Raw genomic sequence first — 14,291 nt, 5'->3', positions numbered from 1 at the left:
GCTGCGGCGCAGTATCGGTTACATGCCCGAGGAACGAGGGTTGTATCCGAAGATGAAAGTCGGCGACCAGCTCGTCGGCGCGATCATCGGTTACGCGGCTTTGGCCGGAGCACAGCTGCTGGCGTGGCCACCGGGTCGCTGACCATTACGGGAACCGCGATCATCACCGTTTCGAGCGCGCTGGCGTGGTTCGTGCTCGGCTACGCGTTCTTCGCCGTCCTCTATGCGGCTGCCGGATCGCTCGTTTCACGGCAAGAGGACGTCGATGTCACCACGCCGCCGCTGGCGCTAGTGCTGATGGGAATGGTCATGGAGGCGTTTTTCGTCGCGCGCAACCCCGAAAGATGCGACGCTATGACACAAGCCCTTGGTGACCAGCACCGTGGTGAAGGCGTGTAGCTCGGCGACAGCACGTGGATCGAACCCATCTGTGGTCGGTCCGGTCGTGATGGACACGACCACGGACCTGCTGCCGTCGGCGGTGGCGATCATTTCCCCGTAGTAGCCGGGGACATCGCCGCTGTGGCCGATCCCGCGACAGCCGGAAGTGAGTTCTCGTTTCTCCAGACCGAGGCCGTAGGCGTGAGTCGTCGGCTCGGGGGAATAGCCGTCGAGCATTTCGGCCAGCAGTGGTGGCGGCAGGAGCCGGCCGGTGAGCAGGGCGGTGAGGAAGGTGTCGAGGTCTTCGGTGGTGGAGATGATTTCACCGGCGGACCACACCCACGTCACCGGCAGGTCGGTCACGTCGGCGGCGCGAGGGTCACCGGTAGCGGCGAAATCGACGTATCCATGCGCGTGCGGGCCGGGAATCTTGCGCAGCGGGCCCGGGACGACCGTGCCCCACAACCCGAGGGGCACCACGATCCGGCTGTAGATCTGTACGGCATACGGCAAGCCGGTCAGCTTCTCGATCAGCAGCCCGGCCAGAATATAGTTGGTGTTCGAATACGACCACCCCGCGCCGGGCGCGAAGCGCGCCGGCTTGGACAAGGCAAACCGCACCAGCTCATCGGGGGGATACGGACGCTCGGCCGCCTCGAGCACCTCCGGGCCGGACGTCGGCAGCAGGCCGAGTTCGATCGACCCATCCGTATCGAGCTCGCCGGTGTAGTCGAACAGGCCGCTGGTGTGTTGCAGGATCATGCGCACCGTGATGCGCGGATCCAGCCCGAACCGTGGCATGTGCGCAGCGACCGAATCCTCGAGTCGCAGGCGGCCCTCGTCCACCAACTGCAACACCACCGTGGCGACGAACGTCTTGGTGACGCTCCCAGCCCGAAAACGCCCATTCACCGGCACCGGATCCGCTCGACCCACCTCGGCGACCCCCGCCGAACCGGTCCACACCTCCTGCCCGTCACGCACCCGCACCTGAACCCCTGCCGCACCCGCGTCGACGAGCTTGTCCATCACCCGCTGCAGCACAGCGTGATCCGGGGCGGCTGCCGCAAGACCCGAGGACAGTGAACACGCCAATACCACTACCGCCGCGACGACCGCAATTCCCAACCGTCGCATCTGCATGCACTCACTCCAGTTCCGGTGGGCCAGCTGGTCCGGGCCCGCTCGTGCACGATCACCTTAGCGGTCGAACGGTGGCCATGAGTGTCGGCCGTGGGCTGTGTACGCCGCATGTGCGCCACCCTTGGCGGAAGGTCGTGATCGCAGCGCTGCACTCGCCCGGTCGACCCGGCGCTGCCCGGAGCGGTAGGTCCTTGCCGCGGCGGGTACACGTCTCGGCCATCTGTTTCGCGGTGTATTGCGGCGCCGTTCGTGGCTACGTCGACGTGTGCTCACGTTCGATTGGAGGGCGGCGATGGCGCGAGTGATCGTGCATCGGGGTGTGAAGGTGAGCATGATGGTGTATAGGTGAATTGTCGCGTGCACAACAGTATGCATTGCACGTTGCGCAACAGCCGGACTGCGCGCCGTGTGCTACCCGGTCGGAGACGCCGTGGCGCGGTGTGGCGCCATCTTCGATGCGGGTGACGTCGCAGTACTCACCGGCCTACCGGCACGGCAGGCGCCTGCTGTCTCGGAAATACGGGCGAGTAGCACCGTGTGCACTATGCACATGCTCGGACAAGGGTGCAGACTACGCGGAGCCGAGATTCACAACCCCTCGCCCGTCGACCGGGCCAGCGTATTGGAGAGGAAGGAGCTGGCGAGTGTTCAGCCGCATCGCCATCGTGAATCGGGGAGAGGCTGCTATGCGCCTCATCCACGCTGTCCGAGACTTGGCTGCGCAGACCGCGCAGCCCATCGAATCCGTAGCCCTGCACACCGATGTCGACCGGAGCGCGACGTTCGTGCGTGAGGCCGACATCGCCTTCGACCTCGGTCCAGCATCCGAACGCCCGTACCTGGACCTGAAGGCGCTCGAAAACGCGCTGGTGACGACCGGAGCCGATGCCGCGTGGGTGGGCTGGGGTTTCGTCGCAGAAGACCCGGCGTTCGCGGAATTGTGCGAACAGATCGGGGTCACCTTCATCGGCCCTGGCCCCGAGGCCATGCGCAAGCTCGGCGACAAGATCGGCGCGAAGCTGATCGCAGAGGAGGTGGGTGTGCCGGTCGCGCCGTGGAGTCGAGGCGCAGTGGAGAGCGTGGATGCCGCATTGACCGCTGCGGCCGAGATCGGCTATCCGCTGATGTTGAAGGCGACCGCCGGGGGCGGCGGTCGCGGCATCCGGGTGATCACCTCCGATTCGGAGCTGGTCGATGCATTCGAGCGCACCTCGCAGGAGGCCGCACGGGCATTCGGCAGCGGAGTGGTGTTCCTGGAGCGGCTGGTCACCGGTGCTCGACACGTCGAGGTCCAGGTGATCGCGGACGGCCAAGGAACCGCGTGGGCGCTGGGCGTGCGTGACTGCTCGGTACAGCGGCGCAATCAGAAGGTCATCGAGGAGTCGGCATCACCAGTGTTGGGTCCCGAGCAGGCGGCCGAGTTGAAGGCAGCTGCCGAGCGACTGGCGATCGCGGTCGACTACCGCGGCGCGGCGACCGTGGAGTTCCTCTATCACCCGGGCGACCAACTGTTCGCGTTCCTCGAGGTCAATACTCGCCTTCAGGTCGAGCATCCGATCACCGAATACACCACTGGTTTCGATCTCGTGCGAGCGCAGCTGCTGGTGGCATCCGGTGGTCGGCTCGAAGGGGAACCACCGGCCGAGCGTGGGCATGCCATCGAGGCTCGGCTCAACGCCGAAGATCCCGACCGCGATTTCGCGCCGGCCCCGGGTCGAATCGCTCGGCTGGACCTGCCAGCGGGGCCGGGCATTCGGGTCGACACCGGGGTCAGCGAAGGCGACACCATTCCCGCCGATTTCGACTCGATGATCGCCAAGATCATCGCCTATGGTCGCGACCGTGGGGAGGCATTGGGCCGCTTGCGCCGGGCAGTAGCGCAGACCCGGGTGATCATCGAGGGTGGTGCGACGAACAAGAGCTTTGTACTCGACTTGCTGAACCAGCCCGAGGTGATCGATGCCAGCGCCGACACCGGTTGGATCGACCGGGTCCGTGGTGAGGGTCGGCTCGTTTCGCACCGGCATTCGGCCGTTGCGCTGGCGGCGGCCGCGATCGATACCTACGAGGAAGAGGAAGACGTCGCCCGGCATCGGTTGCTGTCCACAGCGTCCGGTGGACGTCCGCAGGTGCAGCACGAGAGCGGTCGACCGCTCGATCTCAAGCTACGCGGGGTTGGCTATCGGTTGCGTGTCGCGCGTATCGGGGCGCATAGGTTCCGGGTGGGCGTCGAAGCCGGTGGCGATATCCGTACCGCTGACGTCGATGTCGAGCGTTTCGATCGGCACACCGGACAGATCGTGGTCAACGGGACTCGATACCGGCTGGTCGCCGGCACCCACGGCCCGATTCACGTGGTCGATGTCGATGGGGTCACGCATCGGGTCAGCCGCGACGAGGGTGGTGTGTTGCGTTCACCCGCTCCCGCGTTGGTCGTGGCCACGCCGGTCGAGATCGGCGCCGAGGTCGACGCGGGCTCGCCGGTGCTCGTGTTGGAGAGCATGAAGATGGAAACGGTGCTGCGCGCGCCGTTCAAGGCGCGGCTCAAGGAATGTGTCGTTTCGGTTGGCACTCAGGTGGAGACCGGGGCCCCGCTACTGCGGCTGGAGCCATTGGCCGAAGGTGCCGAGGTCGAAGACGCCACGGTGGGTTCGGTCCAGCTGGACTTGCCGGCCGGGCCGCTGCAGGTTCACCCGTATGAGCTCGTCGCTCGGGGTCAGGAGGACCTGCGTAGCCTGCTGCTGGGCTTCGACGTGGACCCGCACGACGATCGTCGAGTGCTCGAGGACTACCTCGCCGCGCGTCGGGCAACGATCGACAACGGTCGCCGACCGCTCGCCGAGGAGGTCGAACTCGTCGAGGTCTTCGCCGACCTGGCCGAACTCAGCCACAACCGACCCTCCGGTGAGGACGGTAGCCGTGGTCATGTGCACAGCGCTCATGAGTACTTCCACACGTATTTGCAGAGTCTCGATGTCGAACGAGCCGGGTCCCCGGAGTCGTTCCAGGCCAAACTCGCCAAAGCGCTCGGACACTATGGCGTCACCGATCTGGAGCGGACGCCCGAACTCGAAGCCGCAGTGTTCCGGATCTACCTCGCACAGCAACGCTCGGCCGACACCGCCGCGGTGATCACCACCTTGCTGCGCCAGTGGCTCGAGGAGCCGGTACCCGACCGGGAGCAGCGCGAGCCGGTCGGGCTGGCTTTGGAGCGGTTGGTCGCCGCGACACAGGTACGTTTCCCGGTGGTCGCCGATCTCGCCCGTGGCGTGGTGTACAGCTGGTATGCCCAGCCATTGCTGTTGCGTAGTCGCGCCCGGGTGTACACGAATGTGCGCAGACATCTGCGCCATCTGGACGCTTATCCGGACGCACCCGATCGTGCCGAGCGGGTTTCGGACATGGTGCGCAGCACCGAGCCATTGGTCAGGCTGCTGGGCCAGCGATTGGTTCGCGGCAAACAGGACAACACGGTCATGTTGGAAGTGCTGACCAGGCGGTACTACGGCTATGCCGGTGTCACCGACGTACACACCCGTGAGGTGGGCGGCTGCGCATTCGTCATCGCCGAGCGTGGCGGATCGAGCCTGATGTCCGCGGCGGTGAAGTTCGACGCGCTCGATAGTGCGCTGCGCGGGCTCACCGCGTTGGCGGCCGAGGCCGCGTCGACCGATGCCGATATCTACCTCAGCTGGGAAAAACAACCAGAGGACCTCGACGCGATGGCGTCGGTGTTGCATGGAGTGCTCGGTGCGTATCCGTTGCCGAACCAGGTGCATCGCATCACCGTGGCGGTCGCGGGCAGTGGCGGTGCGGTGATGCACCACCACTTCACCTTCCGGCCCTCTGCCACCGGCATGACCGAGGAACGACTGATCCGCGGCCTGCATCCCTACATCGCGCAGCGTATGCAGATGGAGCGGTTGCGCAAGTTCGACCTCACCAGGCTGCTGTCCTCGGACGAAGAGGTCTACCTGTTCCGATGTGTCGCGAAGGAGAATCCGGCCGACGACCGCCTGATTGCATTTGCTCAGGTGCGCGACCTGACCGCGATCCGTGACCAGGATGACCGACTGCTCGCGTTGCCGACGGCCGAGAACACCATCGCCGCGTGTCTCGAGTCGATTCGTCGGGCGCAGTCGCGGCGGCCGTCGACCAAGCGTTTCAACACCAATCGCATCGTGATGTACATCTGGCCGCCGATCGATGTCAGCCGCGCGGAGTTGCAGACGATCCGCGGACACGTGTTGCCGACGACTGCGGGTGCGGGGCTGGAGGAGATCCTGTTCATCGGGCGGCAGAGCGACCCGGAAACGGGGGAGTTGACCAAGATCGCCATGCGCATCTCGTTCGACGCCGCGGGCGACACCCAGGTCGGTGTCGGCCAGCCGTCCGACGATCCGGTCGAGCCGCTCGATGCCTACCGGCAGAAAGTGTTGCGGGCCAGCAGCCGCAATACCATCTATCCCTACGAATTGACCGGGCTGCTCGGTGAGTTCGCGGAGTACGATCTCGACACCGATCACACCCTGGTGCCGGTCGATCGCCCCAAGGGTACGAATACCGCGGCGATCGTCGCAGGTGTGGTCACCACGCCGACCCAGCGGCACCCGCAGGGCGTCACCAGGGTGGTATTGCTCGGCGATCCGACGAAGTCGTTGGGAGCGCTGTCGGAGCCGGAGTGCCGCCGCGTGATCGCCGCTTTGGACTTGGCCGAACGCATGCGGGTGCCGTTGGAGTGGTATGCATTGTCCGCCGGCGCACGGATTTCCATGCGGTCGGGTACCGAGAACATGGACTGGGTGGCGGCCGCGCTCAAACGCATCATCGAGTTCACTCAGGCCGGCGGTGAAATCAATATCGTGGTCACGGGCATCAATGTCGGTGCACAGCCGTACTGGAACGCCGAGGCGACCATGCTCATGCATACCAAGGGCATCTTGGTGATGACCCCCGATTCGGCGATGGTACTCACCGGCAAACAAGCACTGGACTTTTCCGGTGGCGTCTCGGCCGAGGACAATTTCGGTATCGGCGGCTACGACCGGGTGATGGGGCCGAATGGGCAGGCCCAGTACTGGGCGCCGAATGTGAACGGCGCGCGGGATGTGCTGATGTCGCACTACGACCACACCTACGTTGCGCCCGGTGAGCAGGGGCCGCGGCGCGCACACACCAGCGACCCGGTCGATCGTGACGTCTCCGGCTTCCCACATGTGGTGGAGGGCAGCCAGTTCAGTACCGTTGGCGAGATCTTCTCCGCTGCGGGTAACCCGGACCGTAAGAAGCCGTTCGACATCAGGACCGTGATGCGCGCACTGTCCGACCAGGACCACCCGGTACTGGAACGTTGGGCGGGGATGGCCGACGCGGAGACTGCGGTCGTACAAGATGCACATTTGGGCGGTATACCGGTGTGTCTGCTCGGCATCGAGTCACAAGGGGTGCCGCGGCGCGGGTTTCCGTCCACCGACGGCCCGGACACCTATACTGCGGGCACATTGTTCCCGCAGTCGTCGAAGAAGGCCGCGCGGGCGATCAACGCAGCCAGCGCCAATCGGCCACTGGTCGTGTTGGCGAACCTGTCGGGTTTCGACGGCTCGCCCGAGTCGATGCGGAAGCTGCAGTTGGAGTACGGCGCCGAGATCGGTCGGGCGATCGTGAACTTCCGTGGACCCATTGTGTTCTGCGTGATCTCGCGGTATCACGGCGGCGCGTTCGTGGTGTTTTCGAAGACACTGAACCCGAATATGACTGTGTTGGCGTTGGAGGGTTCGTTTGCTTCGGTGCTCGGCGGCGCACCGGCCGCGGCGGTTGTGTTCGCCGGTGAGGTCGATACCCGTACTGCGGCCGATCCGCGGGTGCGGAATCTGGAGGCGCACGCGGCGACCGCGGCGGGCGCCGACCGCGCGGCGCTGATCACCGAACTCGACGAGGTGCGGTCGTCGGTTCGTGCGGAGAAGTTGGGTGATGTCGCTGCCGAATTCGACCGGGTGCACGATATTCAACGTGCAGTCGAGGTCGGTTCGGTCGATGCGATCATCCGCACGGCGGAAATGCGTCCACGTATCATCGAAGCCATCGAATCTCGTTTGTCCAGCTGATACGTCGAACGGGACGTCGCGACCGACACACCTGGTGTCGGTCGCGACTGTCGTCTCCGCGGCGCGGAGTTCTGCAGGTTCGATGGTGTGGCGGACAGCAGGGCCGACTCGACCAGGGCATACTGGACTTTCGTGGAATTCGGACACGAAGCGGACTCGATTCGTCGCATGGCTGGGCTGGCCACGCCGATGGCGCTCCGGGTTGCGGTGACCTTGGGATTGCCCGACCGACTTGTCGGAGACGGCGCGCGCGTCGATGAACTCGCCGCCGAACTCGACGTCGCCTCGGTTGCACTCGATCTGTTGCTGGGCCACCTCGAGACCCTCGGAATCGTCGAACGGATATCGACTGGCTACCGAACGACAGCATTCGGCGCGAACCTGTGTACCGATGCCGACAATGGGCTGACCGATCTGCTGCATCTGGACGCAGCAGGTGGTCGCGCCGAGTTGGCGTTCGTCGAACTCGTCCACAGTGTCACCAGCGGCGAAGCGGCCTACCCGCGTCGCTACGGCCAGAACTTCTGGGCCGACCTGGAGACATATTCCCATTTGCGTGAGTCGTTCGATCGGCAGATGACTCGTCGGTTGCGTGAGGAGATTCCGCAGATTGTCGCAGGTTTCGAGTGGTCACGGTTTTCCACCATTGTCGACGTCGGCGGGGGCCAAGGCAGCGTACTCGCCGGGATCCTGGCCGCTCACCCGACGATTCACGGACATGTGGTCGATCTCGAACCGACCGCAGAGGCCGCCCGGCGTACCTTCGGTGTACACGGACTCGATGGGCGCACGCAGGTCACGTCGAGTAGCTTCTTCGACACTCTCCCGGCGGGAGCAGATGCCTACCTACTGGTGGATGTCCTGCACGATTGGGACGACGAGCACGCCCATCGCATCCTGAGTCGGTGCGTCGAAGCTGTCGCACCCGCCGGATGTGTGTTGGTCGTCGAACCGGTTGGCGGCATACGGGCCCATTCCGAATTCAACCTGGCGATGCTCGTGACCTTCGGCGGCCGTGAGCGTCGAATCGACGAGTTCCGTGCGCTCGCTTCGCCGCACGGCCTGACCTTGGAGGCAGTGATCGACCTGACCGATCAACGGTGCCTTCTCGAATTCCGGATCTCCGCCGATCGCGGTGCATTCGTGTCGTAGCTGGACCGCTTCCATCGGCCAACGACTCTTGGCTTTCTGGGAACGATGTGGTCGCCAAGTCAGCTCCGGGTAGGGCGGCAGACCAACATGTGGTGAGCCCCTCTTTGGAACCGGAAGTCGACATCGACGATCTGTCCGGCGATGTCACGGGTGGTCAAGTCGGCCAGGAGGCGATCCATCTGGGGATATAGCGTCGTGGTTCCGACCGGCACGAGCGGGTAGATGCGTAGCTCGTCCCGAGTGACCCGCATCAGTTCGGTAATCGCGGCGACATGGAAGTCGTAGTCGAAATCGTGCGCATAGCAGAACAACAGGGTTGAACTCAGCACCAGATCGAAGCTGTTGTCGGCGAAAGGCAGGTCGGGTAGCTTTCCAGCGATGTAGCGTTCTGGATGTTCGCGGCTGTGAGCGGCGAATTGAGCACCCGCCTGGTGTCTGACTCGCTGGACACTGTCCGGATCGGCGAAGAGCGTCCATTCGTAGAGATCCTGGTGGGAGCGGATGTAGTCGGTCCCGACGTCGCTTTGTGTCGCCACGTTCTCGGCCAGACGCTGAAGGCCGTCGCCGAAATAGGCGACATCGCACGCCGTGGCGTCGCCGCCGCGGTTGGAAACCACCGCGGTGAGTTCGGCGGCGCCACCCGGGCAGTCCAGAATCTTGCGGCGAAGGTCGTCGTCGGTCAGGGAGAACTGCGCTCGGTACTCATCGAGCGAACGCGAACTGATGATGACCTGTTCGGGGAATTGATTGCTGGAGGTTGTCACGAGTCGTTCTCCTTCGAGGCCGCGTTACCTCACGGTATGACCGGACAGAGAGATCGTCCAGGAATTTCTCATCTACCGGAATGCCGAAAGCCGTCAGGTTCGTGGTCGTGTCGGCTGGGGTCGTGTCGGCTGTGTCGGGCCGACCGACGCGGGTGCTCGACCGACGCCGCGGGTCGGTCCGGTGCCGGGAAAAGGGGTACATCTTCTCACTCGGGAGTGATGTCACGAGGGTAGCGGGTGATCAGGGCATGGTGGGGGCATCGCTGCGCCCAGCGAGGGGCAATCGGGCGGTGTCAGCGGCACGGTGTCGTCGATACGATTGTGTTGATAGAGCGTTCGGAAACCGATTTCGTCGGCATTTCGTTTCGTTATAAAACGCTATGTAATACGATACAAAGCGGGATTGCGAGGTGGTCGCCGACGTTTTGTCCATCTGTGAGGTCCTTTCCGGGTGGGGCCTTGTGGTGCGTTGCGCTGAGTCGCCCCACAGGCTTCTCTGGGCGGTAGCCCGGTCACCAACTCCGTGTCCACCCCTGCCGCGCCCACTTTGCCTGCGCCGCCTGGTGAGCCCAAGGGCTCTGCACGCCCAAATCGCTGACGAAGGGGTTCTCAGGGCGCTGCGCTTCGCGGTGAACGTACTGACCCGCCCTACCGCGCGGCGCCGAGTCCGGAGTATGCGCCGCACCTTCGGTCGACACCGCGACAACCTACTCGCCGTCGCGATCATTGCGCACAAAGACGACTCATCGATCGATGAGACACCGCCCCTGGATGGCGACATCGACACGAAGGGATGATCCGTCGTGCGCGCTACCGACCATGTCCGTGCGCCGTACGACCCGGACATCGACCGATGTCGGATTCCGGTTGGTGCCTGCTCTGCGTCGAGTGGCGGGAGGTTCGGGCTTTGGGTCGAGTTCAGGCGATGGCGGTGAACAGTTCGTAGCTGTGGCCGTCGGGATCACGAACATAGACGCCCCGTCCTCCAGCAAGGTGGTTGACTTCTCGGTCCCAGCCGTTGTCTGGGCTGGAGCCATAGGCGACCGCGGGCCACTGCAACAACCGGTGCAGTACTGCATCGAACGTTTCCTCATCGATGAGAAACGCGTAATGACCGGGTTCGACGCGTCCGCGGTCGTCGAAGTCGAAGGTCAAATCGTCGTTGACGGCCACCGGCACGAACGGCCCGGTCGGGGCGGACACCGACAAGCCCAGTAGCTCGGCGAAAAACGTTGCCGATGCCTGTTTGTCGGTCGCCGGCACGATTGTGTGATCGAGAACGATAGACACTGCCAACCTCCTGCGATGTGGACCGACACGGCCCATTTATATGCGAAGCGCACACAAATATTATGTGTGTATCGCATACAATGTCGAGGTGGATGCCAAGGCTATGCGAAGTCGCCGATCCAGGCCCGGCGTAACCACCCCGGACGGCGGGCCGGCATTGTTTCGGCTGGTGCGATTCTGGTCGCGCCGCTGGACCGGCCGTGCCCTTGCCCAGGTCTCTGTCGAACCGGACGGCGACCTGCGGCAAGTCCAGCACATCCAGGTCGTCGAAGCCGTAGCAGCAAGGCTGCAAACCACGGACGAAGCCAGTGTCACGACCGTCGCCACCGAACTCGGCCTCGATCACTCCGGCGCCAGCCGCATGGTCCGCGGCGCTGTCGTGGCCGGCTACCTCACTCGCAGCGAATCCGCCCACGATCGACGACGAGCGGTCCTACACCTCACCGACAATGGGCAGCATCTGCTCGCCACCGCTCGCGGCTGGCAGCGACAGTGCTTCGACCAGCTGACCGCGTCCTGGTCCGGACGCGACCGCCGCCAGTTCGCCGCCTACCTGCAACGCCTCGCCGACGAGACAACCACGTAGAACCAATCAACCGACCCAGGGAGCACGTACGGTCCGCGCCCGAGAATGGCTTCGGCAGCGGCCACCTGTCAATGGTGCGCGATCCCCGGTCTTCCAGCTTCAACGCCTGCCACCCCGACGTCGGACCCGTGCGCTTGCCGGGCTGGCCGCCCGACGCCACGATCGGGTCAGCGCGCTGCACGCTACTTGCCCTCGAGTCCCTTGCCGGCGCACTCGTCGGGGCCGGCGGCGACCCGGCTGAGCAGTTCGCGCAGCGTGTTTCGCTCGGCCTCGGACAGGTCGGCGAAGAGTTCGACCTCGACCTCGGTGAACGTGGTGTCGAGGGCCTTCAGGGTACGACCGCCACTGGGCGTGATCTCGACAATGTGCCGGCGCCTGTCGGACGGGTCACGGCGCCGGTGGATCAGCTCGGCGCTCTCGAGTTCGTTGAGGATCGTCACGAGCACACTCGGGTCGACCGCCAGCACGTCGACCAGGACCTGCTGACACGCCGGCTCGAACCTCAGATAGGTCAGCACCATCGCGTGTCGGGGGGTCAACCGGTTCGCGCCGAGGGCCCGACGCAGCCGGGCGTCGGCGAGTGAGCCGCGTTGGGCCAGCAACAGGCTGAGTCGGCTCGTCGCGTCGCCTCGGCCGGATCGTTCCACATCGAGCACGGTAACAGGAGCCGTACTACCCACATCAACAAACTATCCATGTGTTTCAATGATCGAAAATCCTCGTTAGTGGAGAACCATGAATATTGCCTATATCGTCACAGCGGTCCTGGTATCCGCCTTGCTGGTGTTCACCGCACGCAACAAGCTGATCCGGCAGAAGGATGTCGTCGAGGCCCTGGTCCGGGTCGGGGTTCCGGAACGGATGTTCCCGGTGCTTGCGGCTCTGCAACTGCTCGGAGCCGCCGGTCTGCTGATCGGGATCTTCTTCCGCCCGCTCGGCGTCGTCGCGGCAGCCGGTGTCGTGCTGTTCTTCCTCGGTGCGGTTATCGCCCACCTGCGGGTGAACGACGCCAAGAACGCCCCCATACCGGCCGTATTCACCGTGGCCTCGGCCGCCTCGCTCGTCCTGGGCTTGGCCACCGTCTGAACGCCGGCCCGTGCCGCCGGGAGATCTCCGCACCACCAGCGGACATCCGGGCCGCTGGCCAGCCTCGTGCCAGGGCTGGCGGATATCCCGCCGACGCCCGGCCGCCATGATCCCGAACCGCGGCTGCCGTATTGGAACGGGGGCATTGTCGAGCCGGGGTTCCGTTCAGCTTGCGAATCGTCGTGTCCGAGCGTCTTCACCCAGTCCTCTGAGAAAGCGTCATTCGGATACCTGCACGTCACCGTGCCCCTCGATGCCGTTCACAGTCTGCGCATGTCCGACCACATGAGCGACCACGGCTGTTTCGGGCCGCTGCATTCACAGATCATGATGTCTCTGGTGATGCCAGGAATTCCGAGCGGGTTATCCATTCGGCCCACGGGGACAACGGAAGTGAACCAGCGGCTCAGCTCGGGTTCATCGCTGCCGACGTAGATGACGGTCTCGGCCGTGTCCGGCGGGGCACCGAATTAGCCGAAGCCTCGGTTCGGGCTGAAAACCGGTGGCAGGCCCGCAGTTGAGCGGCCCTAATCCAGCGCAGCCGCCTGCACGTACCACTCTGTCACGATTGCGGCGATGCGCTGCTGGTGCGGCGGCAACGTGCGGTAGGCATCTGCGGTCACATCCCTCAACTCCGACCAGCCGAGTTCGCTATAGGCCGAAGGTGACAGTGCGGCAGCGCGATCGGGGGCGGGGATGTACTGCGCCACGGAGCGCCACGGGGTCGCGTACACCCACGGCCGCCACCACTGACAGCACCACAGTCGGGACCGCAGCGATCGTCAGCCAGCGCCTGGGCGTTGCGGTCGATCCCACGGCTGCGGCCGCCATCACCACAGGGTGGAAGCCGGCACCGTAGGTGCTGCGACCGCCGCAGATCGCAAAGGCTGCTACCACCAGCACAAAAGCCACGCCCAGAAATCGGAAGGGGCGAAGGCGCGGTGACCGGCACAACTGCCACACACCGCACACCACCAGCACCCCGCCCAACAGACCCCACCAGTACAGCGTCAGCGGGACGAACCACAATGAGCCGGCGAAACCGCCGGTCTGGCCGCGAACCACTGACCCCATACCCACGCGGCCACCCATGTCGGGCCTGCCAGATCAGCCCCGGTGCCGCCGCCAGCAGCACAATGCCCCCGCTCCACCACAGCGCCTGGACGCCGCAGCAACGCCCTTGGCCCCAGCCATCCAGCGGCGACGATCACCGCGATCCAGAACACCGGGGACCAGCCACTTGACCTGTACAGCCACTGCTGTCACCAGGCCGGCTGTCAACAGCAGCGCATCATTACAGGTTCGAACCCAGCGCAGCAGCAGCCACGTCAGCACTACCCACTGCAGGGTGTCGACACCGTTGGTCGACAACGTCTGCGCCTGGCCCAGCACGAACGCCGACGTCGCGCAGGCTATCGCTGACAGCATCTGTGCTCTGTGTCGCATCCGGCTGAATACTGACCCTCTGGTTCCGGGTGAATATTGACCCACCCGTGAACGATCATGAGGTGTTGAACGTGGAGGACTGGGCGGAGATCCGCCGGTTGCATCGCTCGGAGGGTATGGCGATCCGGGCGATAGCTCGCCGGTTGAAGATCTCGAAGAACACGGTGAAGAAGGCGCTGGCGGCGCATGAGCCGCCGCGATATCGGCGCAAGCCGAAGGGTTCGGTGGTCGATGAGTTCGAGCCGGCGATCCGGGAGTTGCTGGCGGAGTTTCCCGATATGCCGACGACGGTGATCATGGAGCGGGTCGGCTGGCAACGGGGCCGGACAGTGTTCTTCG

The 14,291-nt window shown here is 64.8% G+C and carries 12 protein-coding genes and 1 pseudogene; 7 read left to right on the top strand and 6 right to left on the bottom strand.

From position 1 onward, the window contains the following. Positions 1-114: 114 nt before the first annotated feature. Positions 115-342: pseudogene (locus K940_RS33600) on the top strand (ABC transporter permease); the annotation flags it as partial. Here K940_RS33600 and K940_RS28230 read toward each other — a convergent pair. Then, on the bottom strand, positions 289-1,410 hold the full coding sequence (locus K940_RS28230) for a serine hydrolase (RefSeq protein ID WP_231390370.1): 1,122 nt from the start codon (positions 1,408-1,410) through the stop codon (positions 289-291). The pseudogene K940_RS33600 and the gene K940_RS28230 overlap by 54 nt on opposite strands. Positions 1,411-2,168: 758 nt before the next feature. On the opposite strand from K940_RS28230, the gene K940_RS0113510 reads away from it, so the two are divergent. Further along, positions 2,169-7,628 (top strand): carboxyl transferase domain-containing protein, encoded by a 5,460-nt coding sequence (locus K940_RS0113510; RefSeq protein WP_028477990.1) that lies wholly within the window; start codon positions 2,169-2,171, stop codon positions 7,626-7,628. 87 nt (positions 7,629-7,715) lie between these two features. Next, on the top strand, positions 7,716-8,780 hold the full coding sequence (locus tag K940_RS28225) for a methyltransferase (protein ID WP_196812196.1): 1,065 nt from the start codon (positions 7,716-7,718) through the stop codon (positions 8,778-8,780). Positions 8,781-8,839: 59 nt separating this feature from the next. Here the strand turns inward: K940_RS28225 and K940_RS0113500 are convergent, their stop codons facing one another. Further along, positions 8,840-9,544, bottom strand: coding sequence for a methyltransferase domain-containing protein (locus tag K940_RS0113500; RefSeq protein ID WP_028477989.1), 705 nt, complete (start codon positions 9,542-9,544; stop codon positions 8,840-8,842). Between the two features lie 563 nt (positions 9,545-10,107). On the opposite strand from K940_RS0113500, the gene K940_RS32315 reads away from it, so the two are divergent. Beyond that, complete coding sequence (locus K940_RS32315) at positions 10,108-10,341, top strand: hypothetical protein (RefSeq protein WP_155980856.1); 234 nt, start codon at positions 10,108-10,110, stop codon at positions 10,339-10,341. A 121-nt stretch (positions 10,342-10,462) separates the two neighbouring features. Here K940_RS32315 and K940_RS0113490 read toward each other — a convergent pair whose 3' ends face one another. After that, complete coding sequence (locus K940_RS0113490) at positions 10,463-10,834, bottom strand: VOC family protein (RefSeq protein ID WP_028477988.1); 372 nt, start codon at positions 10,832-10,834, stop codon at positions 10,463-10,465. An 88-nt stretch (positions 10,835-10,922) separates the two neighbouring features. Between K940_RS0113490 and K940_RS0113485 the strand changes: the two genes are divergently transcribed. Then, positions 10,923-11,420 carry a MarR family winged helix-turn-helix transcriptional regulator gene (locus tag K940_RS0113485; protein WP_231390364.1) on the top strand — a complete coding sequence of 166 codons (498 nt, stop codon included), beginning with the start codon at positions 10,923-10,925 and terminating at the stop codon, positions 11,418-11,420. 182 nt (positions 11,421-11,602) lie between these two features. Here the strand turns inward: K940_RS0113485 and K940_RS0113480 are convergent, their stop codons facing one another. Further along, positions 11,603-12,100, bottom strand: coding sequence for a MarR family winged helix-turn-helix transcriptional regulator (locus tag K940_RS0113480; protein WP_051407162.1), 498 nt, complete (start codon positions 12,098-12,100; stop codon positions 11,603-11,605). A 55-nt stretch (positions 12,101-12,155) separates the two neighbouring features. Between K940_RS0113480 and K940_RS0113475 the strand changes: the two genes are divergently transcribed. Next, positions 12,156-12,506 (top strand): DoxX family protein, encoded by a 351-nt coding sequence (locus K940_RS0113475; protein ID WP_028477985.1) that lies wholly within the window; start codon positions 12,156-12,158, stop codon positions 12,504-12,506. 527 nt (positions 12,507-13,033) lie between these two features. Here K940_RS0113475 and K940_RS33005 read toward each other — a convergent pair. Together K940_RS33005 and K940_RS32305 are read right to left on the bottom strand one after the other, a co-directional pair. Then, positions 13,034-13,240: a hypothetical protein gene (locus tag K940_RS33005; RefSeq protein ID WP_196812195.1), complete on the bottom strand. Its 207-nt coding sequence runs from the start codon at positions 13,238-13,240 to the stop codon at positions 13,034-13,036. A gap of 373 nt (positions 13,241-13,613) precedes the next feature. Continuing rightward, positions 13,614-13,934 carry a hypothetical protein gene (locus K940_RS32305; protein WP_028477983.1) on the bottom strand — a complete coding sequence of 107 codons (321 nt, stop codon included), beginning with the start codon at positions 13,932-13,934 and terminating at the stop codon, positions 13,614-13,616. A gap of 80 nt (positions 13,935-14,014) precedes the next feature. Between K940_RS32305 and K940_RS28215 the strand changes: the two genes are divergently transcribed. Then, a partial coding sequence (locus tag K940_RS28215; protein WP_155980863.1) for a helix-turn-helix domain-containing protein occupies positions 14,015-14,291 on the top strand: 277 nt, incomplete at its 3' end.

The organism is Nocardia sp. CNY236, assembly GCF_000482385.1.
Taxonomy (GTDB): domain Bacteria; phylum Actinomycetota; class Actinomycetes; order Mycobacteriales; family Mycobacteriaceae; genus Nocardia.
This window is presented reverse-complemented; position numbering and strand designations above follow the sequence as displayed.

Coding starts and splice junctions, on each gene's coding strand:
- K940_RS28230 (WP_231390370.1), bottom strand. CDS start 1,410: ATGGACAAGCTCGTCGACGCGGGTGCGGCAGGGGTTCAGGTGCGGGTG.
- K940_RS0113475 (WP_028477985.1), top strand. CDS start 12,156: ATGAATATTGCCTATATCGTCACAGCGGTCCTGGTATCCGCCTTGCTG.
- K940_RS32305 (WP_028477983.1), bottom strand. CDS start 13,934: ATGCTGTCAGCGATAGCCTGCGCGACGTCGGCGTTCGTGCTGGGCCAG.